The sequence below is a fragment of the Candidatus Saganbacteria bacterium genome, assembly GCA_026387835.1.
Lineage (GTDB): Bacteria > Margulisbacteria > WOR-1 > JAKLHX01 > JAKLHX01 > JAPLKZ01.
On sequence record JAPLKZ010000010.1, the window covers coordinates 98,182 to 120,108 of the forward strand.

The 21,927-nt window shown below is 47.5% G+C and carries 22 protein-coding genes; 11 read left to right on the forward strand and 11 right to left on the reverse strand.

Annotation, left to right across the window (positions count from 1 at the left end; translation table 11 throughout):
* Positions 1-2 precede the first annotated feature (2 nt).
* Positions 3-815, reverse strand: coding sequence for a prepilin peptidase (locus NTZ10_04605; GenBank protein ID MCX5749502.1), 813 nt, complete (start codon positions 813-815; stop codon positions 3-5).
* A gap of 90 nt (positions 816-905) precedes the next feature.
* Between NTZ10_04605 and NTZ10_04610 the strand changes: the two genes are divergently transcribed.
* From NTZ10_04610 to NTZ10_04660, 11 genes are all read left to right on the forward strand, one after another.
* A complete protein-coding gene (locus NTZ10_04610; protein ID MCX5749503.1) occupies positions 906-2,603 on the forward strand; it encodes an ATPase, T2SS/T4P/T4SS family in 1,698 nt (565 codons plus the stop codon).
* A gap of 1 nt (position 2,604) precedes the next feature.
* Positions 2,605-3,828: a type II secretion system F family protein gene (locus tag NTZ10_04615; GenBank protein MCX5749504.1), complete on the forward strand. Its 1,224-nt coding sequence runs from the start codon at positions 2,605-2,607 to the stop codon at positions 3,826-3,828.
* A gap of 47 nt (positions 3,829-3,875) precedes the next feature.
* Positions 3,876-4,934, forward strand: coding sequence for a type IV pilus twitching motility protein PilT (locus NTZ10_04620; GenBank protein MCX5749505.1), 1,059 nt, complete (start codon positions 3,876-3,878; stop codon positions 4,932-4,934).
* A gap of 148 nt (positions 4,935-5,082) precedes the next feature.
* On the forward strand, positions 5,083-5,526 hold the full coding sequence (locus tag NTZ10_04625) for a type II secretion system protein (protein MCX5749506.1): 444 nt from the start codon (positions 5,083-5,085) through the stop codon (positions 5,524-5,526).
* 71 nt (positions 5,527-5,597) lie between these two features.
* The gene (locus tag NTZ10_04630; protein ID MCX5749507.1) at positions 5,598-6,023 is read left to right on the forward strand and encodes a type II secretion system protein; all 426 of its coding nucleotides are present in this window, start codon (positions 5,598-5,600) and stop codon (positions 6,021-6,023) included.
* Positions 6,024-6,070: 47 nt separating this feature from the next.
* Complete coding sequence (locus NTZ10_04635; protein ID MCX5749508.1) at positions 6,071-6,472, forward strand: prepilin-type N-terminal cleavage/methylation domain-containing protein; 402 nt, start codon at positions 6,071-6,073, stop codon at positions 6,470-6,472.
* A 5-nt stretch (positions 6,473-6,477) separates the two neighbouring features.
* Positions 6,478-6,966 (forward strand): prepilin-type N-terminal cleavage/methylation domain-containing protein, encoded by a 489-nt coding sequence (locus NTZ10_04640; protein MCX5749509.1) that lies wholly within the window; start codon positions 6,478-6,480, stop codon positions 6,964-6,966.
* Positions 6,963-8,111, forward strand: a complete 1,149-nt coding sequence (locus NTZ10_04645) for a hypothetical protein (GenBank protein ID MCX5749510.1) — start codon at positions 6,963-6,965, stop codon at positions 8,109-8,111. Before NTZ10_04640 ends, NTZ10_04645 begins: the two co-directional genes overlap by 4 nt.
* 1 nt (position 8,112) lies before the next feature.
* On the forward strand, positions 8,113-9,753 hold the full coding sequence (gene pilM, locus NTZ10_04650) for a pilus assembly protein PilM (protein MCX5749511.1): 1,641 nt from the start codon (positions 8,113-8,115) through the stop codon (positions 9,751-9,753).
* Between the two features lie 12 nt (positions 9,754-9,765).
* Positions 9,766-10,620: a type 4a pilus biogenesis protein PilO gene (gene pilO, locus NTZ10_04655; protein ID MCX5749512.1), complete on the forward strand. Its 855-nt coding sequence runs from the start codon at positions 9,766-9,768 to the stop codon at positions 10,618-10,620.
* Positions 10,620-11,951: a hypothetical protein gene (locus NTZ10_04660; GenBank protein MCX5749513.1), complete on the forward strand. Its 1,332-nt coding sequence runs from the start codon at positions 10,620-10,622 to the stop codon at positions 11,949-11,951. The genes pilO and NTZ10_04660 overlap by 1 nt, the downstream gene beginning before the upstream one ends.
* 90 nt (positions 11,952-12,041) lie before the next feature.
* On the opposite strand, the gene NTZ10_04665 is transcribed toward NTZ10_04660, so the two are convergent.
* From NTZ10_04665 to NTZ10_04710, 10 genes are all read right to left on the reverse strand, one after another.
* Entirely contained in the window at positions 12,042-12,776 is a 735-nt protein-coding gene (locus NTZ10_04665) for a dipeptide/oligopeptide/nickel ABC transporter ATP-binding protein (GenBank protein ID MCX5749514.1), read from the reverse strand.
* A complete protein-coding gene (locus NTZ10_04670; protein MCX5749515.1) occupies positions 12,776-13,510 on the reverse strand; it encodes an ABC transporter ATP-binding protein in 735 nt (244 codons plus the stop codon). The genes NTZ10_04665 and NTZ10_04670 overlap by 1 nt, the downstream gene beginning before the upstream one ends.
* Positions 13,504-14,316, reverse strand: coding sequence for an ABC transporter permease (locus tag NTZ10_04675; GenBank protein ID MCX5749516.1), 813 nt, complete (start codon positions 14,314-14,316; stop codon positions 13,504-13,506). The genes NTZ10_04670 and NTZ10_04675 overlap by 7 nt, the downstream gene beginning before the upstream one ends.
* A 1-nt stretch (position 14,317) precedes the next feature.
* Positions 14,318-15,286: an ABC transporter permease gene (locus NTZ10_04680; protein ID MCX5749517.1), complete on the reverse strand. Its 969-nt coding sequence runs from the start codon at positions 15,284-15,286 to the stop codon at positions 14,318-14,320.
* Between the two features lie 3 nt (positions 15,287-15,289).
* Complete coding sequence (locus NTZ10_04685) at positions 15,290-16,912, reverse strand: peptide-binding protein (protein ID MCX5749518.1); 1,623 nt, start codon at positions 16,910-16,912, stop codon at positions 15,290-15,292.
* 35 nt (positions 16,913-16,947) lie between these two features.
* The gene (locus NTZ10_04690) at positions 16,948-17,361 is read right to left on the reverse strand and encodes a type II secretion system protein (protein ID MCX5749519.1); all 414 of its coding nucleotides are present in this window, start codon (positions 17,359-17,361) and stop codon (positions 16,948-16,950) included.
* 83 nt (positions 17,362-17,444) lie between these two features.
* On the reverse strand, positions 17,445-18,431 hold the full coding sequence (locus NTZ10_04695) for a type II secretion system F family protein (GenBank protein ID MCX5749520.1): 987 nt from the start codon (positions 18,429-18,431) through the stop codon (positions 17,445-17,447).
* Positions 18,432-19,196, reverse strand: coding sequence for a TatD family hydrolase (locus NTZ10_04700; GenBank protein ID MCX5749521.1), 765 nt, complete (start codon positions 19,194-19,196; stop codon positions 18,432-18,434).
* 11 nt (positions 19,197-19,207) lie between these two features.
* Positions 19,208-20,701, reverse strand: a complete 1,494-nt coding sequence (gene metG, locus NTZ10_04705; GenBank protein MCX5749522.1) for a methionine--tRNA ligase — start codon at positions 20,699-20,701, stop codon at positions 19,208-19,210.
* 92 nt (positions 20,702-20,793) lie between these two features.
* The gene (locus NTZ10_04710) at positions 20,794-21,927 is read right to left on the reverse strand and encodes a hypothetical protein (protein ID MCX5749523.1); all 1,134 of its coding nucleotides are present in this window, start codon (positions 21,925-21,927) and stop codon (positions 20,794-20,796) included.

Genomic DNA, 21,927 nt, shown 5'->3' on the forward strand with positions numbered 1-21,927 from the left:
TGTTATAAAAATATGATACCAATTCCCGGACTGATTAACAAGCCGGCGTTTACATGCCGAGGTACCACCGCCAGATACTTGCGGAGAAGAAAAGCGTTATTACCGCAGCGGCTGTCATGGACGGCCCGAAAGGCGAAAGGTATCTCGTCACGCCGTCCTTTCTTCAAAAAGATCATGTAGGCCGATGCTGCTGCCGCTCCTACGATAAATGAAATAAAAAGGCAAAGCAATCCGTTCTGCCATCCGAAAAAAGCGCCGAAAAACGCCGCGAGTTTTATGTCTCCGCCGCCCATCGCTTCCTTTTTATAGAAATATGTACCTAATTTATATATGACATACATTACAACAGCGCAGGAGACCGCGCCTATCAATGAGACCATTATTTTCCCAGAAAAATAGTTGTATGCCAACCCGGTCGCTAATCCCAGATAATTTGCCTGGTCAGGGATAATCTGCGTCTCAAGGTCCGCAAATGTAATAAGTACGATTATAGCGGCAAATGCCAGCATAAAAACAAGCTCCGGTGTGAGGCCGTACCTTTGATATATGAAAAAAAACAATGCCGCCGTGACCAGCTCGACGACAAGATATCTCGCGGATATCCGGTTTTTGCAGTACCTGCATTTGCCTCTCAAAAGCAGAAAGCTCAGTGCCGGAATAAGGTCAAAAAATGCCAGCCTGTGCCCGCATGCAGGACAGTTGGACGGGGGATATACTATCGACAGGCAGCGCGGCAATCTGTAGACGCATACATTAATAAAACTTCCTGTCACGAGCCCCAGCACGATGACGGCTGTAGCCTCAAATAAAAACATTAATTAGTATGTTATCAGAAATGCGGGCTTAAATAAAGAGTTTTTCTTTACATTTATTATTCGCCGTTATATAATAGCTTAAAATCAAACATGTTAAAAGAAAAAAACTCCCTGGGTGAATCGCTTGTAGAGAAGAAGATCATCACAAAAGAACAGCTCGCTTCCGCCGAGCAGGAATCAAAACTGAGCAACGAACCCCTCAGAAAAACTCTTGTCAGGCTCAACATGGTAAAGGAGACCGATATAATCTCGTTCTTCGAACAGTATCTTCATATCCCGTATGTGGACCTTAGCAGTTATATCATAGACCCAAAGATGATCGCGTTGATCACCGAAGAATTCGCGAACGTCAACCATACGATCCCTCTTTTCAAGGCCGGGGAGATCCTGACCGTAGCCATGGTCGATCCGCTGAACGTAATGGTGCTTGACGAATTGCGCTCAAGGACAAAATGCACGATAGAGCCCGTGCTGACCACCGAAACCGATATCAAAAAAGCCCTTAACCAGTATTACGGTGTCGGGTCGTCCATAGACGATGTCGTCAAAAAGATGGACACGGAACTCGTGATGGAGGAAAAAGCGGAAGAAGAGCTTTCCACGGACAAGATAAGGCTCGCGGCCGAACAGGCTCCTATCATCAAACTTGTGAACATACTGATAAGGGATGCCATAAAAGACAGTGCTTCGGACATACATGTCAATCCCGAGGAAAAGATGGTCAGGATAAGATACAGGATAGACGGTATCCTCCACGAAGTCTCAACCCTGCCCAAATATCTCCAGGCAGCGGTCATCTCAAGGATAAAGATCATGTCCGACATGAACATAGCGGTAAAAAGAAGTCCGCAGGACGGAAGGTTCAGGATAAAGATCGACAATAACCAGATAGACCTCAGGATCTCTTCGTTCCCTTCGGTCCACGGAGAGAACATCGTGATGAGGATACTGGATCCCAATAGTCTGCTGATAGGTCTCGAGCAGCTGGGTTTCTCGCTGGAAATGCTTGAAAAGTTCAAATTGCTCATTAAAAAACCTTACGGGATGCTGCTTGTGACCGGACCGACAGGCTCCGGCAAGACAACTACGCTTTATTCCGCGTTATCCTCGATAAACTCGCCCGAAAAGAACATAATAACCCTGGAAGACCCGGTAGAATACCAGCTGGAGATGGTGAGACAGTCCCAGATAAACCCTAAGGCCGGGCTGACTTTTTCGACCGGGCTGAGATCTATACTCCGCCAGGACCCTGATGTGGTAATGGTCGGAGAGATAAGGGACAAAGAGACCGCCGAGATCTCGATCCAGGCCGCTTTGACGGGACATCTTGTCTTTTCGACCCTTCATACCAACGATTCATCCGGCGCATTGACCAGGCTTATCGATATGGGAGTGGAGCCTTTCCTTGTCTCCTCTTCCGTGATCGGGATACAGGCACAAAGGCTTGTAAGAAAGATCTGCAAGAGCTGCAAGGAATCGTACACACCTAGTGAAAAGACCCTTAAAGACCTCGGCATCGAAGATACCAAGGGCAAGATCATCTTTTACAGGGGAAAAGGATGCAAGAACTGCAAGTGCACCGGTTACAAAGGAAGGATCGGCATCTACGAACTGCTGATCATGAACGAAAAAATAAGGGGGCTTGTGCTTGAAAGGAATTCCGTGGATGCCATCAGAAAAGCGGCCCAGGAAGCAGGGATGAAGACATTGAGAGAAGACGGACTTAAAAAAGCTTTTGACGGTGTCACTTCTATCGAAGAAGTGATCAGGGCGACTACAATAGAATAATATGCCTTTTTATATTTACCAGGGTATCGACAAGTTCGGCAACAAAGTAAGAAAGACGATCGAATCGCCGAACAGGGACGTACTCGCCGAAAATCTCTTAAAGCAGAATTTCACTATCCTTTCCGTCAAGGAGAAGAAGCCGGGACTGGATATCGGGTTCATCGACGAGATACTAAAAAAATCCGTGAAGGTTAAGATCTACGATCTTGTGATGTTCCTTGTCCAGCTTTCAAACATGCTCAGCGCCGGAATGACCCTTCCCGCCGCTCTCACGACCCTCGCGGAGCAGACAGACAATAAAAAATTGAAATCCGCCGTTGCCGAAATATCCGAAGATATCAAACAGGGCAGGACTTTTTCGGAATCGCTTGAAAAGCACAAGGATATTTTTTCGAGCGTGTTCGTCAACATGGTGGCTGCGGGAGAGACCTCTGGCAACCTTGATGAGATCCTGAGCAGGCTCGCAGGCTTCACGGAGCACGAAGCGGAACTCGGGCAGAAGATCTCATCCGCGATGATGTACCCTATGATACTCATGATAACCGGCATCATTGTGGTGTGTTTCGTCGTCACCACCGTAATTCCTCCTTTTGCCAAGATCTTTATGGACGCGGGGGTGCCCCTGCCGCTGCCTACTCTTATGCTCTTTAACCTCAACCTTATCATCAGGGCTACATGGATCTATTTGATCATTGCCGCGGCCGCAGGATGGACCGCGGTAAAGTTCTTCTCAAAAGATCCTGCCGTAAAAATAAAGATCGATTCCATCAAGCTCAATATGCCTCTTTGGGGAGATCTTCTGAGAAAAGTTACGATAGCCCGGCTTTCAAGGACCCTTTCGGCTCTCCTTTCAAGCGGTGTCCCGATGATACAGGCGCTTGAGATAACCGAAAAGACCATCGATATCGCCCCTCTGGCAGCAGTGATCCGCGACGTGGCCGCGGCGGTCGGCAAGGGCCAGAACTTAAGCGAACCCCTGAGAGCGAGCAGGCAATTCCCTCCGATGACCGTACATATGATAGCCGTCGGCGAAGAGACCGGGACCATTGAGACAATGTTGAACAAGATCGGGGACTTTTACGATATGGCCAGCGATTACGCGATAAAAAAAATGACATCGCTTCTTGAGCCGATGTTCCTTGTGATAATCGCAGTCCTGGTGGGTTTTATCTTTGCATCGATCCTGCTGCCTATATTCCAGATGGTCAAGACGTTGAAACATTGACAGGTGTATAATATATTCTGCATAATCTTAAAGGAGCGGATGCGGATATGGAAATAAAGACCCTGCTGAAAACAGTGACCCAAAAAGGTGCCTCCGACCTGATAATCGTAGCGAACTCCAAACCGATCATAAGGCTCGGGGGAAGTCTGATCCCTTTAGGGGAAGAAACCCTGGACAAGGCGAAGGCAAAAGAATTGATCTACTCCATGCTTACCCCGCATCAGATAGAAATATTTGAACGGACAAAAGAGCTTGACAGCTCCTACGAGCTTCAGGGAGTATGCCGCTTCAGGGTGAATGTCCACTTCCAGGAAGACAGCGTCGCGGCATCGCTTAGGACCATTCCTTCGGAAATACCTTCCGCCAAGTCGATGATGCTTCCGGACATCATCAACGAGTTCATAAAAGAACCCAGAGGCATGGTGCTTATCACGGGACCCACGGGATCCGGCAAGAGCACGACACAGGCCGTCATGATCGACATCGTCAATTCCACAAAAAGCCGCCATATTATCACGATCGAGGACCCTGTTGAGTTCATGCACAAGAACAAGAAAAGTATTATTGAACAAAGGGAGATCGGACAGGATACCGAATCTTTCTCTGCCGCGCTGACGCACGTGCTCAGGCAGAACCCCGATGTGATCCTGATCGGAGAGATGAGGGATGTTGAGACAATTTCTATCGCAATAACAGCGGCGGAGACCGGCCATCTGGTCATATCCACCCTGCACACCAACGACGCCGTTCAGACGATAGACAGGATAATCGATGTATTCCCTCCGCATCAGCAGAACCAGATCAGGACCCAGCTTGCCCTTACGCTCCGGGGTGTTATCTCGCAGCAGCTCATACCGAGGTCCGACGGCAAAGGGCTTGTACTTGCCGCGGAGGTCCTGGTCATCAACCAGGCGGTAAGCAATATCATCAGAAAAGGAAATACCCAGGAAATATCTTCGATGATAGAGATAGGCTCCAAATACGGCATGCAGACGATGGATGCCGCACTGAAAAACCTTTACAGAGAAGGCCTGATCTCTTATGAGAACGCCATGGCGCGGGCTGTAAATCCTGAAAACCTTGAAAAGCTTCTGGCCAAGGCCTGACGGATGATGCAAAAATCGGTATTGCCAATTAAAATGATTTAGTATATACTTCTTAATTAAGCACATGGGCCCCGGCAAAGAATGTTTTTCCGGGTCTTTTGTGAAAGAGCTCATGCTAATTTGAAATACGGGAGGAGGTGAGAGTTTAATGTTTAAAAGAAGAGGCTTCACATTGATCGAACTTTTAATTGTTATGGCTGTCATTGCTGTGCTTATAGGTATTGCCATACCAAGTTTCAGGGGAATGCAGCAGGAAGCTAAGACCGCAAAAGCGGGTGGCGACCTCAGGGTGTTGAAGTTGGCGGTTGAGGCTTACAATGCCAAACACAATACTCTTCCGGCTTCTCTTGGTATCCTGACTGCAGAGTCTAACGCAGTCATATCAGTTGAACCGACAGATGCTTTCTCAACAGTTGCATATTTATATGCAACCGAAGGCGGAACGACACCGAGATACTATGTAATATGGTCAATAGGACCTAACGCTTCAGCAACAGCTTGTACCGTGACGAGCGCTGGAGTTGTTACTGCCGGAGAGGCAAACCAGATAGGAGTGACTAACGGGACTCCCCCAAACTCTAACTGGAAGTAAGTTTTTGATCTAATAAAAATGGGCCCCGATCCGATCGGGGCTTATTTTTTTATGCTATAATTTCTAAAATCATGAAAAACAAAGGCTTTACTGTGATAGAGCTTGTTATGGTCATAGCCATCATCTCGATAATCCTTTCTGTCGCAGCAATGAATTTTTTTAATATCCAGAACGATGCCCGAGGGAGCAAAATAGAAAGTGATCTTCGCGTGCTCAAGCTGGCGGCAGAAACTTTCTGTTCCTCAAAAATGAAATATCCCGACGATTTATTGCAGCTGGAAAACGGACCGGTAATTCAAACCCTGCCAAAAGATCCCTATAATTCGGACAACAATTACCAGTATTTTGTCTGTAGAGATTATTTCGCTATATGGTCAGTGGGACTGAACGGAACAAGCGGAACGGTGATAATCAATTTCGGCGGCAAGGTTGACGATACCGATGCAGATGATATAGGCACTACCAACGGTGCCTGCCCGAACTTATACTGGAAATAGAAAAATTCCTTTACAATATATATCTTCTCTGTTATAATCTTTGAAAAATGGTATATATCAAATCGTTTTTTGATGTCCGTCCATCAAAGGCCGGTTTTACGCTGCTTGAGATGGTGATCGTCCTCGCTGTTCTGTCCCTTGGGCTTCTTCCCATAATGCTCCTTTTTTCAAGCGGGATAACAGCCAGTTCCGACGCGACCAACAGGTCCGTCGCCGTCCAGCTGGCCCAGCAGAAGATGGAACAGATAAAGGGCCTGTCATATTCAGACATTGAAAGTACAAGCGAAGCTTTCGGCCAGATCTCCGGATTCAGCAATTTTTCAAGGGCTGTCACATCTTCTACGGCTGAAGGGAGTCCCGATCTGATAGATGTAAAGGTCAATGTCCAATGGCAAAGCGGGCCGTCTATAGGAAGTTATGAAGTCGAGACATTTATCGCAAATTATTAAGCATTATGAGAAAGAACGGATTTTCTTTGATAGAGCTCGTGACCGTCATAGCAATACTCGTGTTGGTGGTGTCTTTGCTAGTAACGATATACTTAGCGGGAGCGGACATATTCGGAACGGAGAAAAATTTATCTGACATCGCGATCGAGGGGGACAGGGCAATGAAAACAATGGTCGATGAAATAAGGAACGGCCGTGAAGTGACCGTTGCTGATAATAGGCAGTTCACGTTCTGGATGCAGGATGCGGACAATGATACAGTGATAGATTCCTCCGAGACGGTGTCTTATTCCTGGGATGGAACATCCGGCGGAAATCTGTTAAGGGCCGTTGCCGGAGTTCCTTTCATCCTGTCAAAATATGTGAATGATCTGAACTTTACTTATGACAGCGGCACCTTGTCATCCATCAGGAGCGTAAACATCCGGCTTACAAACAGTATCGGAACTGATGTTCACACGCTTGAATCCACGGTCCGGCTGAGGAATTTATGAGAAGAAATAAAGGGAATCTTTTGCTGACTTTCATAATGCTGATCGGCATAAGCGCGCTGATAATGTCATTTTTGTTTTTGGTCACCGCGCGTACCACCGGCTCCGTATACCAGATGAACAGGGTCAAGGCTTTTTATATCTCTGAAGCCGGAATAAACAAGGCGATCTGGTGTCTCAGCTTCGGCAGCATGGGAAGCACTTACAGGACAGGGAGCAGCATAGAGGCTTTTGGAGGCGGAAGTTATAACTATTCTATTCTTGACGGCCCTTTAAGTTCGATAATCATAACTTCTACCGGCGAAGTGAACGGCGTTTCGCGGACTATCCAGCAGCTGATAATATCAAGCGCTCTTCCTCCGGCGTTCGATTTTGCGGTCTACGGGAACGGAAATTTGTCGCTACAGGGGAACTCATCAATAAAAGGGCCTGTTTTTTCTAACGGAAATATCTCAATAAAAGGGAATACAAACCATCCTACAGGAGAGACATCCGTTTCACCGGGACACACTGTAACGGTAAACGGCAAGCCTGTTCCGTTCACCGTGATTGATCCTCCTCCCCCACCCCCTACAATGAATACAAAATATTATGACGATCTTATCACCGCCGCCGGCACTTCAGCAGCAGGTAACCGGACTATCGGCAGTACTAATCTCAACGGAAATACTATTTTTGTGAACGGCAACGTGACGATTTCCGGGAATTCTACATTGACAGGGGGTGGAATCATCGTTGCGACGGGTACTATTAATATATCTGGTAACACTACGATCGGGCCAAATACTAAATTTATTTCAAACAAAACGATGACAATAACAGGAAATACAAATATCCAGGATGACGGTGTTCTATATTCAAATACGACAATTACTGATTCCGGAAACAATCGTTTGAAAGGTGCTATCATGGCGCCCTCTATAACGATCAACGGGAACGATACGATATACGGATTCCTGTATTCTTGGGGAGTAAGCGTTGCGCTTAACGGCAATATTAACATGTACGGCGCGATAGTGAATCCTTCCGCCGCAACTTACACTGGCAATATCAAGATCGAGTATGACCCGTCTTATCTGCCGGAAGCCCCTATCGGCCTTACAAGCGGCGGATATACATTGTTAAAAGGCTCATGGAAGGAATTATGATATGAGTCCTGTAAGGGACGCAAAAACGGAATTTTCGGTCGGATTTGATATAAGCGGCGGATATATTCGCCTTGCCGAGATATCGGAATCCGATAAAGGTTTCAGGCTCGAGGAATACAGGATCGCCGAGACCGCGCGCGAAAAAGACGGCTCTACTTCCGCGGGTTCTGTCCTCGATCTGTTAAAAAAAACCTTCGCTTCACTTCCGTCAAGAAAACGCAAAATATACTGCCTTTTATCCGGCACTGAAGTAGTGATCCGCAGGGTCATCGTCCCAAAACTCAAGGAAAAAGACCTTCTTGAAGCCGTAAAATGGGAGATGAAAAGCCATATCCCGTTCACTCTTGAGAACACGGTCATTGATTACAAGATGCTGGGAGCTGTCCATGAAAGAGGTGTCGAAAAGCTTGACCTTCTCGTGGCTGCCGTTTCAAAAGAATCCATTGCCGGCATCCACGGTCTTTTTGAGTCCGCCGGAATAAACCTTGACGGCATTTCGTTAGCGCCTTTCGCCGTGTGGGACCTGCTGAAAAAACTGAACATCCTTGAAAAAGATAAGACCACCGCTTTTATCAACATGGGCGTCGATTCCACGAGCCTGATCTTTTTCAACGGGGAGAACCTTGAATTCTTCAGGGAACTGTCTATCGCGGGGAATAATTTTACCAAAGCGATGATCGGCACTTTCGTCAGCGACAAGTGGCAGATGGACTTCACCTATGAGCAGGCCGAAAAGATGAAAAGGACCTACGGCATCCCGGCCGAAAACACTCAGGAGAACACTCCGGACGGCGTTCCGCTGTCACAGATATCCCAGCTGTTAAGACCGGTCCTGCGCAGGTTCCTTAACGAGATAATCCGCTCGTTCAGTTTTTACAAGGAAAATTTCAACAGGACAGCCGTCGACAAGGTCATCTTGTCCGGCGGTTCCTCAAAAATGAAGAGCCTTGACACTTTTTTATCTTCCGGTCTTGAGACAAGTGTTCAGAACTTTGATGCCTGTGCCGGCCTAGAGAGCTCTAAAACAGACGGAGAATTTAAAGAGATCTGCCCTCACCTTTCGATAGCCATAGGCATTGCCCTTTCCCAGGCAAAGGAGATGAACCTCCTCAAGAGAGCAAGGATCGGCAAAAAAAATCCTGCCCCTTTCAACATCGATAGGGCGTTTGAGTTCCTGTCTGATACCGATAATTCCATAAAAGTCCCCGCCGTCACCGGCGGAGCCGTGCTTCTGCTGTTTATTGTCATAGCTTTTTCCGCAGCGGTCATGATAAACAGCAGGCTTTCTTATTATAACGGTCTTATCAACGACAAGAGCTCCGTCCTTGCCAACATAAAACTGCTGCAGGAGCGCCGGGCTATCGTCAACAGAATATCGGCGGAGCAGACCCCGGTCAGGCAGGTGATCGCGGAACTCTCGAACATCCTTCCCCCGGGTATCCTCCTGAACAGTTTTTCATTCACAAATTCAAGCCGGCAAATGGTGATAACAGGTTCCTGCAACGGCATGAAGACGATAGGCGAGATGCTCAAAGATATCGAAATGTCTACGCTCTTTTCCGGAACTACGCTGATAGAGGCAAAAAGATCCGCCTCAAACAGTACAATAGATTTTAAGGTGATATTTAAAAGCGTAATATAAAGGAGAAATGATTTGGAAAGGCCGCTTTGGCAAAAGATCCTTCTGATGGCCCTGATAGCTATAGTTGTGATCTGGGCATCATACAATTATTTCTTGAAGGGGAAGATCAGGGAGCTTTCCGCTTCAAGGGAAACGCTCTCTTCGATCGAAAAGGAGATCGACCTTATGATCCCGAAAGACATAATCGCGGGAAAATCGGAAGCGACAAACCTGATCATCGAAAAAAAACTCGGAGAACTGGGGAAAAAACTGCCTTCCGAGATAGATATACCCTACCTTATGCAGGACTTTATCACAAACTCGTCAAGAGATATCAAGATAAATTATTCCCTGGTACAGCCTTCAGCCCTGATAAGCGAGCAGAAATATAAGAAACTTCCGATAGATATTGAGCTGTCCGGCGATTTTGAAAATCTGAACCTGTATCTGGTAAGGCTGGAAAATCTTCCTATGATGGTCCGGATCGATCAGCTCGACATAAACAAGAATTCAGACGCGAAGGTGCTCGACGTAAAGCTTCTTGTCTCGGCTTTTGTGATGCCGTCAGCCGCGGGACAAACTTCACAGGAAAAGATCGTTATGCCGGGCGTCGTAATGTCCGATCCGTTCTTTTCGCAAAGATACTGCGTGGCATCGTCAAAGGAGGCGGCCGCATCAAAGAAGAGGACGATCAAGAAGTCGGCAAAAGTCCGGATCAAGTTCAAGGGTGTCTACGAAGGCAGTATCCAGGCTGTTTTCCTTAATGATTCGCTGGTAAAGACAGGGGAAAGCGTTGACGGTTTCACTGTAGAAAAAATAGGCGGGAAGTCCGTAACGGTCTCAAAGTCCGGAAAACGATACACATTAAAATTAGGAGGTGAGATCTGATGAAAATCAAGACAGCGGTTTTATTGGTATTTTTGTTCTGCTGTCCGGTCCTCGCTCTGGATAATATTTACAGCAGCGGCACCAGCAGCGAGACTATTTCTCTCAGCCTGAAAGATGCGCCAATAACCACGGTGCTCTACTCGCTGGGAAAAGAAGCGGGAATGAACGTCGTCGTAAGCAATACCGTCAAAGGAAAGGTAACTCTTTCTCTAAAGGATGTCCCGCCGTTTGAAGCTTTGCTGTCTGTCATCAGGTCCTGCGGTTATTCCTACAAGATAGAGAACGGTATATTAAGAGTGACCGCACCCAACGCCCAGCCCGGGGAAAAACCTTCGTATGAAGTGGATATTTTCAGGGATAAAGGTCTTTTGACAAAGTCTTTTACGATCAATCAGGTGACCGCTGATGACGCAAAAGATATGCTTATGAAGCTTGATTATCCCAACACAAGGATCTTTTCGACAAAAGGGTCAAACATCGTTGTCGTCGAGGCGCCCGCGGCCTCGATGCAGAAGATCTCCGGGATAGTTAAACAGCTGAACATCGCACCCAACCAGGTTCTCGTCGAATCGCAGCTGATGGAGATAACCCTCGGAAACGGCGCCACGCCGTCAAAGCTCGGCGTCAAAGGAAAATACTCCGGAAGCACCTATACCGCCCAGACCGAAGGTTTTGCAAATCCCGCAACGACAGGCACTCCCGGGTTTTACGCCCATGTCGTCAAGGGCAATCTTGACGCTTATCTGGAAGCCCTGGAGCATAAGGAAGGATACAATCTTCTTGCCAATCCCAAGATCGTGGCGGTCTCCGGAAGATCGGCAAACATAATAAGCGGGTCAAAGCTGGGCTATAAGACAACTCTCACGACGACCACCGGCACAAGCCAGATAATCGATTTTCTCGAGGTAGGAACAAAGCTCACTTTCACGGCGTATATTTCAAGCGACGGCACAATAAAGATGGATATTCATCCTGAGGTCAGTGAAGGTTCCATATCGACAGACGGCCTTCCTCAAAAGCAGACGACCGAAGCCACCACGACGGTCATAGTAAGGGACGGGGAAACGATAATCATCGGCGGCCTGATCAAGAATAAATCAAAAGAGGTCGAGAACGGGATACCGTTCCTGATGAGCATTCCTATTATCGGCAACGCATTCAAAAGCAAAGAGATCCTCTGGGAGAAAAAAGAGATAATCGCAATGCTCACGCCTCATCTTATCACTCCGGCAAGGATCAAAACCATGGGAGTAGAGATAGACACGGCCCGCCAAAAACAAAAAGATGCCAATACGGGCGAGGCGCCTAATCTGTGGTGGTGGATGAAGTAATGATTACTAATGACTAATTCTTAATGACTAATTAAGGAATAATATAATAATGCTTCCTTCATTAGACATTAGTCATTAGTAATTAGTCATTTAAATTAAGTCTTCTATCAGCTGCCGGGTGTATTCTTCTGACGGGTTGTTGAATATTTCATCGGGTGTCCCCGTCTCAATCAGGCTTCCGGCCTTCATGACCGCTATCCTGTCGCAGATATGTCTTGCCAGCGAAAGATCGTGAGTGATAAAAAGATATGTAAGGCCTTTTTCTTCTTTCAATCTCATCAACAGGCCGATTATCTTTTTCTGCAGATCAAAGTCTAAGGAGGAGACCGGCTCGTCCAAGACAATGAACGACGGCCCTGTCGATACAGCCCTTGTGATACAGACCCTCTGGGCCTCTCCTCCGGAGATCTCGTGAGGATACCTGTTCAAATAATCTTTTGTCAGTCCTGCCTCTGACAGAAGCTCCGCCGCTTTTTTGGGGATCTCATTTCTCGGGCAGATATCATGGATCAGTAACGGTTCCGCGATTATATCCCTGATCCTCATCCTCGGGTCCAGGCTGGAAATAGGGTCCTGGAACACTACCTGCATCTTTTTTCTAAGATCGCGGCATTTTGTTGTTTCCTGTCCGAGAAATTTCAGTTCCCCGCTGTCCGGCCCGGTAAGGCCGAGTATCAATCTGGCAAGGGTCGTCTTGCCGCTGCCCGATTCTCCTACAATACCGAACACCTCTCCCTTATTTATGAAAAAGCTTGCATCCTTTACGGCCGCAAATCCGCCGTATTTTTTTGACAGCCCGTCCGCTTCAATTATATTTCCGGACATCAATCAAACACCTCCCGAACTTTTTCCGATTCTCCCTGGAATATGAGCCTTCCGTTCTTCATCACGGCGCAGGAACTGCAGTATTTTTTCACAAGTCTTAAATTATGCGTGATGAGCATGACCGACAGCCCCTGCGTTTCTTTCATCTCGACAAGCAGGTCCATTACCCCCCTCTGCGTCGTGACATCGAGAGCCGTAGTGGGCTCGTCAGCGATGATATGCTTTGACCCGCACGATACCGCGATTGCGATGATTGCCCTCTGCCTCATTCCGCCGCTCAGTTCGTGGGGAAAATCATTATACCTTTTTCCCGGAGGATCTATCTTTACAAGATTTAGCAGTTCTATGGCTTTTTCTTTGGCGCTTTTTTTATCCATCTTAAGATGATATCTAAGTGCTTCGGATATCTGCTCCCCTATTGTAAGGACGGGGTTTAAAAAAGTCATAGGGTCCTGAAAGACCATGGATATCCCGGTGCCCCGGACCTTAGTCAGTTCTTCGCTGTTTAGTGCCATGATATCTGTGCCGTCGAGCAGGACAGAACCTTTGACGATACGCCCCGGTTCACTTATCAGTTTCATTATCGAATATCCCAAAGTGCTTTTGCCGCAGCCGGACGGCCCTACCAGGCCGAAGAACTCTTTATCCTTTACCTTCAGGCTCACATCATCGACCGCTCTGATGACTTTGTCATCCGTGTAATAATATGTGGATAAATTCGATATTTTCAGCATGATCTCGGGTCCATGGCTTCCCTCAGTCCCTCTCCGACCAAATAGATACACAGCACCGTCAGCAATATCAGGCAACCCGGGATAAAAGCCATCCACCACGCGTCCCTGAGATAAGCCTGCGAGTCCTGCAGCATGTTCCCCCATGAAGAATACGGCGGCTGGACCCCGAGGCCTAAAAAGCTCAAAGCGGATTCGGTGAGTATCGCGCCCGCTATCCCGAGCGTCCCTGCCACGATGACAGGGTGCATTGCGTTCGGCAGTACATGCCTGAATATTATCCTTAAATTTGAAGCGCCTATGGCCTTTGCGGCATCTATATAAGGGCGTTCTTTTACGGAGAGGATCTCTGCTCTCACAAGCCTCGCGACTCCCATCCAGGAAGTAAGCCCTATTACGATCATTACGTTATATATGCTCGGCTTGAGCATGACTTGTATCGACAGCAGCAGAAATATCGACGGAAATGACAACATTATATCTATAAACCGCATTATGACGGAATCGACGAAGCCTCCGAAAAATCCGGCTACCGCTCCGAACAAAAGCCCGAGCACTACCGCGATCGATACCGCGATAAATCCGACGGCAAGAGAGACCCTTGCCCCGTAGAGCGCCCTCGAAAAGATATCCCTGCCAAAATCGTCTGTCCCGAAAAGATGGACGGCCGAAGGTGCCTGCAGCGCGGTACTGCCGAGATCTCCCGGATCGAACGGGCTCATTACCGGCGCAAGAACCGCCGCAAATGCTATCAAAATAAGGATTGTCAGTCCGAAAACCGCCAGCCTGTTTTTAAAGAAGTTTTTCATTTCATTTTTCTATTTTGATCCTCGGATCCGCAGCGGCATAGCACAGGTCCGCAAGGAGGTTACCGATAACTATCAAAAATGCCGATATCATCACGACACCCATTATCACCGGATAGTTCCTGGAAAAGACCGCTGTCACGCCAAGGCGTCCCATCCCCGGCCAGGCAAATATCGTCTCAATGATGAATGCTCCGGCAAAAAGGTCCGGAAGCATCATCCCAACCAAAGTGATGAGCGGCAGCATCGCGTTCCTTAAAGCATGCTTAAAAAGGACCGTTCTTTCGGGTAACCCTTTGGCCCTTGCCGCTTTTATATAGTTCTGCCCCAGCACTTCTATCATGCTCGCCCTTGTATAACGCGTTATCCCAGCCAGGCTTATTATGACCATTGTCATTACGGGAAGCGCCATATGCCTTAAGAGATCTGAAGACCTTGAAAATAATGATGGCGCTTTCATAAGCGGGTCGTACATGCCCGTAGCAGGGAGGATATTAAGATTCACCGAAAATAACAACATCAGCATCAGCGCAAGCCAGAACGAAGGCATCGACATGCCGACGAAAGAAAATACCGTAACGACATGGTCAAACAGTTTGTTTTTCTTTAACGCGGATATCACTCCCAGCGGCACCGCGAGAAAGACCGTTAATAATATGGAAGTCCCCATAAGAAGCAAAGTCGCGGGCAGTCTTTCAAATATCACTTCTGTCACAGGGCGGTTTATAAGATAGGCTGTCCCGAGATCCCCCCTCAGGGCATTGCCCAGCCAGTAGAAATATTGTACGGCGACCGGTTTATCAAGACCCCAGTTGACCCTTATTCTTGCAAGCTCCTGAGGCTTTACATTCGGGTCTGTGAACAGCGCTGTCGGGTCTCCGGGAGCAAGATGCATCACAAAGAACGAGATCAAAGATATGCCTATCAATAAAGGGATAAGAATTAACAGCCGCTTCAATAAATATTTTCCCATATTTTATTTGTTTCTCACGAACACCTTCTCGATATTTAAAAACAACCCTGCCGGCCCCGGCTTTGAAAGCCCCCCTACCCTGTTTGATACCGCCACCACACTTTTCGGATACCATAAGAATATGTACGGCTGGTCGTCTGCTATGATCCTTTGAAGTTTTTGATATATTTCTTTTCTTTTTTCTTTTGCCACCGTTACCCTGCCAAGCTCTAAAAGTCTGTCAACTTCTTTATTATTGTATTTAATGAAATTCAAGCCGGATGGATACTGGCTTGAATGCCAGATGCTGTACGAGTCGGGATCTATCCCGAGCGACCATCCGATGATCACGCTGTCAAAATTTTTCGGGTCCTTGGGAGAATTGATTATCTTAAGAAGCGCGCTCCATTCCATCACTCTGATGTCCACTTTCACGCCGATCTTCTTGTACTGCCACTGAAGAACGACAGCGGCTTTCTCCCTTTCCTTGTTTCCCTGGTTGACGAGAATTGTGAACTCAAGAAGCTTCCCGTTCTTCATGCGCCGTTTGCCGTCATCCGCGTATTTCCATCCCGCTTCATTGAGTAATCTCTCCGCTTTCTTGAGGTCATACCGGTATTTATTCACATTATTTTCATAGACCCAGGAGACAGGCGCGCTTGGGCTGTACGCGGGTGCCGCGAGGCCGCGGAAAATAAGATCTGCAAGCTGGGATTTATCCGTCGCATAAGCGAGGGCTTGCCGGACTTTTTTATCCTTGAACAGCGGGTTTGTGAGATTGAGCCCCAAATAGGTATATGTCAGTGAATCGTACTCAAAGACGTTCACCCCCGGCATTTTTTTTATCCTCGAATAGTCTTTGGGAGGAATATCGCTTTCATCGACTTCGCCGGCTTCAAGTGCGATAAGCCTTGAATTCTCGTCGGGGATTATCTTAAATAATACCGATGAAAGAAGAGGGCTGCCTCCGTAGTATTTTTCATTCCTCACCAGTGTCACATGGTCCCCCGACACCCATTCTTTAAAAATGAAAGGCCCTGTCCCTACCGGATGCTGGTTGAAAGAGGCCGAGTTGATGTCCTTTCCGCGCAAAATATGCCCCGGAAGAATGCCCATGCCCATGCTCGCAAGAAAAGGAGCGAACGGTTTGGGAAGTATGGCTTGCATTATATAAGGTCCGGCAACATTGAACTTTATCGGCTTTCCGTCGATCATGTAATCGCCCCTGCGGACCGAATTTACTTTCGGGTCAAGGATGGAATTAAAGGTGAATTTGACGTCCTGCGCGGTGAATTTTTTGCCGTCATGCCATAAGACATCATCCCTTAAATAGAAAATGTAGACCCTCCCGTCTTTTGAAACGGTCCACTTCCTTGCAAGGTCCGGGATTATTTCAAGGCGTTCGTTCACTTTTGTAAGGCCCGAATATATGGGCCCCTCGACAGCCGAAGAAGAGCTGTCGGAAGACAGTACCGGGTTGAGAATGGATATCTCGCCGCCAAGACAGAAGACCAGAGTGCCGTTCTTATCGATTTTTGTTTTTCCGTCGTTGGCGGCTGTATTGTTTTCACATAAACTTGTCGTCTGACGGCATCCCAGGATGCCTAATAAGATCAGGATAAATATTGCTTTTACTGCTGTTTTCAACGGAAATGCCCTTCCTGCCTTTTTATCCAATTATATCAGTCCAGGTTCGTCAGTTCCTGCACTTTTGATGTCCCGTTCTTTTTATATCCCGTGATCGTGTAGCCGTTCTTTGCCGCATCATACGTGTAAATTATTTTCCCAGCGGTATCTGACGCGGCATAAGCTTTTCCGGTAAAAGGGTTTTTGGGAACCGTGGTGTACCCTATTGCGCTAAGATAATTTTCGTAAAGAGTCTTTATCGGAATCTCCGTTGCGATGGGGAACGTCTCGTTCTCCATATTATAGGATTCTACGGCCAGCTGCACGGAATGCATCACCGATTTCACTCCGGCTTCCTTTGCTTTATCCTGCACGCCTACAAAAGTCGGCAGTAAAAACGCGGCAAGCATTCCGATGATCCCTATCACTACCAGAAGTTCTATCAAAGTGAAACCTTTTTTTCTCTTCACTTTCATCACCTCCTTTCTTTATTGACCACCCTCTCCCTCTCGCCCTGAGCCTGCCGAAGGGCTGGGAGAGGGAAGGGTGAGGGTTATAAACTTCCCATTATCTTCATCATCGGAGAGAACATCTGTATCACCACAAAGCCGACGACCGCTCCTACCAGTACTGTCGACAACGGTTCGACGAGCAGGGTAGCGGCTTTTATGTTCTCGTGCGCCTCTTCTTCAAGGATGTCGGCGGATCCTTCTAAAACATCTTCAAGGCAGGCGGATTCCTGCGCGGCAGCAAGGATCCTTGTCATATCGCTGTCAAAACACTTTTCGCCCCTGAAAGCATCCGACGGCGTGCAGCCGGACGATATTTTTTCGGCTACTTTTTGGAGCGCGCTTTTATATGTGACCGGCTTTACGGATTTTTCGGCATGCCCGAGCGCTTCCAGGAACGGCATCCCGGACCTCAGAAGCATGGAAATGTTCCTGCAGATCATGGAAGTCTCCAGTTTTGCCGCGATCTTCCCGAAGAAAGGGATATTATATTTAACGAATTCCAACTCCCTGCGGAACATCCCTTTGCTGGTGCAGAATGACAACACCGATATCGCAAAGATAATGACAATTCCGATCAGAGGCGTCATCTTTGAGATATTGCTCATGACTGCCAGCGATCTTGGCGGCGGCATCCCGAAAGAAATAAATATCTCGTTCATTTTGGGGATGCCTACAACTATGAAACCTATAAGCGTCATAAGGCTTGCCGAAAGTACTATCAGCGGATAAGCTAATGCTTTTGTCAGTTTGCTTCTAAATTCTTTTTTTCTTTCGAGGATCTGCGCGGCTTTCAGGAACATTGTGTCCAGCTCCCCTGTCCTCTCTCCTATTCTGACCAGGTCAATTACATCCCGGGAAAAGTACTGCTCTATCGAATCTGAGACGGCCTTTCCGTCCATTATCATCTCTGCCGCTTTTTCCGGAATATCGGCGATACCAAGAGCCTTTGCGAGCGGCACGCCTCCCTTGATAAGCCGCGACATCTGCCTGCATATCTTGATCTGTTCTTTTATGGATAATTGTTTCATTTAGGAAAGTTTAAAAAACGCCTCGGCGTTTCTTGAAGTTCTTTCGGCTATAATTTCGACCGGGATATTTTTTATTTCGGCCAGTTTTTCCGCAACGGACCGGACATAAGACGGCTCGTTCCTTTTTCCCCGCATCGCCTGCGGCGCAAGATACGGACAGTCGGTCTCGAGCATGATACTCTCAAGCGGCACATATCCGGCCACTGTCCGCACATTGTGAGCGTTCTTGAACGTTATCACCGCGGTGAAAGATACCATTAACCCCATTTCCAGGACCTTTGCGGCAAACTCCCTGTCTGAAGAAAAACAGTGGAATACACCTTTGATCCTGCCCTGGCCGTGTTCTTTTATGATCTCGATCATGTCGCCGTCCGCGTCCCTGCCGTGGAAGATAAGCGGGAGACCGAGCTCTTTTGCCAGCTCGATATGTCGGGCAAAAGCTTTTTTCTGAACTTCTTTAGGTACCGGGTTCTCAAAATAATCAAGCCCCGTCTCTCCTATAGCCACGACTTTATTATTTGCGGCAAGCTCTCTTAATCCGTTTATAGACGCGTCATCGACAAAGTCCGCGTGATGAGGATGTATCCCCACCGAGGCAAAGATCATGTCATGCTCTTTTGCCAGACTAACACTTTTTTTTGACGATTCGAGATCAAAGGAAGCATTTATTATTTTAGTGACGCCGTTGTCCTTTGCTCTCTTCAGGACTTCAGGGAGGTCGGTAAATTCATCCATCGTAAGATGCGCGTGAGTGTCGATATACATATGCTTTGGGATTAGTCCTGTTTTTCGATCCTGGGAAAAAGCGGTTTTCCTTTATTGATCTTTTCTGAACCCGGTTCAAGGCCAAGCTGTTTTTTCATTTCCACGCAGGTTGAGGGCATGAAAGGCGCTATCAGGTCGGATACCACCTTCAAGACCTCGAACAGATTGCCGAGGACTGTTGAGAGCTCTTCTTTTTTACCGTTCTTTGCAAGAGACCAGGGAGCCTGTTTCTCAATATAATTGTTTGAAAGACTTATCAGGTCGAATATACACGACAGCGCCTCGGTCAAAGCGATCTTGTCCATGCATATTGCATATTTTCTCGGCGTGTCTTTGATTAGCTCTGTCATCTCCCTGTCCAGACCGTTCATTTTATCGTTTTTTTGAGAAGGGACTTTCCCGTCAAAATATTTCTCTATCATTGTCAGCGTCCTGCTCAAAAGATTGCCAAGATCGTTCGCGAGATCGGCATTATAGCGTTTTATCAGATTTTCCCTTGAATAATCGCCGTCAACTCCGAAAGGCACTTCCCTTATCAGAAAATATCTCACGCCGTCAAGGCCGAATTCCTGTGACAGGGCTATCGGATCGACAACGTTGCCTTTTGATTTGCTCATCTTGCCGCCCTCGACCGTCCACCAGCCGTGTCCGAATACTTTTTCAGGCAACGGCAGGTCCAGAGCCATCAGCATCGCCGGCCAGATGACGGCATGGAATCTCACGATCTCTTTTCCCATGAGATGAAGGTCCGCGGGCCATAGTTTTTTGAATCTTTCTTCGTCCCATGTATAGCCTATGGCGGAAATATAGTTTATCAGCGCGTCGAACCACACATATATGACATGCTTAGGGTCAAATGGCACCGTGACACCCCACGAAAAATTGGTCCTGCTCACATTGATGTCCTTGAGCCCGCTCTCGATGAAACGCATGACCTCGTTCCTTCTTGACTGAGGGCAGATAAAGTCGCTGTGGCTTTCAATATATTTGAGCAGCCCGTCCTGATATTTTGACAGTTTGAAGAAGTAGGCTTCTTCTTTCGTATTTTTCACGGGTCTTCCGCAATCCGGACAGTTTTCTTTTCCGTCAAGCTGGAAAGCCGTCCAGTACGATTCGCACTGAGCGCAATACCACCCTTCGTACTCGCTTAAATATATATCGCCTTTTTCATGAAGTTTCTCGAATATCTTCTGCACGGTCTCCTCGTGACGGCTGTCCGTGGTCCTGATAAAACCGTCGTAAGTTATGCCCAGTTTTTTCCACGCTTCGATGAACTTTTGTGCCATTATGTCCACATGCTCTTTCGGCGACCTGCCCGCTTCTGCTGCTGCCTGAGCAATTTTCATGCCATGTTCGTCGGTCCCGGTCAAAAAGAACACCTTATATCCCTGGCTTCTCTTCCATCTCGCAAGTACATCCGCAGCAATTTGAGTATAACTATGCCCGATATGGGGCACATCATTCACGTAATAAACGGGTGTTGTAATGTAGTATTTAGACTTCATATTCAAAAATTATATCACTTTTATGGGTGCTTGCACCGAGCGAAGGAGCAATAGCGACTGAGTCGAGGTGTCGAAAATCCCTACACTCTATCCTAATTTTCTACAGGGAATAATATCCTGACATGCGTCACGTTCTTCAGCGCGGTGTTCGCCCAGTCGGGAAGCTGCTTGCGCAGATCAGGATCGATCCAGAGCCGCGGCATCGGCTGCCAGCCGATATCATTGATCTTGACTTCTACGAGAAATCTTTTTAAAAGGTCCTCGCTCCATGTCTTTGAATCCAGGTCCATCGGCTTATATCTGGGCTGAAGATAGAGTGAAAATAACGGTGGCTGGCCTTCAAGGGTCTTTCCAAATATCGATGTCGGCCCTATAACCATCCACTGCGTCATGATCCTTGCGTTCAACATCTCCGGGCTCATCCCGTGCCTTGATGGGATTATCTGGAAACCTCCGACCCTTCCCATAGGAGATGTTGAAACATCTATCACGCCCGTATGGTTTGCCCTAATGCGGCCCACATCGGCAAATTGGGTCCCCTGAAAACGCCCGATGCCCTGTACCGGCTTTAAGACTTCTCCTATCACGCTTTCCTCGTCTCCGCCGTAGTCTATACGTATCTTCCCTCCGAATTTATTCTCAAATATGATCGCTCTCGGGTAAGAAACAGGCCTTATGACAGAAATAATTATCGTTTGGCCTATATTAGGCACATAACCTTCCGTGATCTCCTTTATTTCTTTAAACTCATCTATGTAGCTGACGGGATTGCCTACTATCGGCGCAAAATCCCCGCCGAATATGGAGGTGCCTGCCGGAATATTTGTATATATCGAAGAATCCGGGCTCAGGAAAGAATTATAATATTCCGGAGGGTTCAGCATATCGGCCGGTATTATCGAAAATACCACGCCTTTGCCCTCTTCGGTGTTGGTCCCCGTCCTTATATGTATAGCATTGACCGCCGTTGCCGCGACAGCTCCGACACTAGCCCATTTGCTTGCAGTGTAACCGTCCCTGTTGACCTTCTGGCACGGATACAGGACTTTTCCGACTGCTTCCCAGCTGTTGCCTCCGTCCCTGCTCACTGCAACAATGCCGTTCTGCCTGTTCTCTACGGATATCCTGTAGATCTCCGCGGACTTCACTGTCTTCTCAGCGGCGAACGAGATATGATACAGGATCAAGATCATTAAAAACGACAGCAATAATATTTTTTTCTTCAT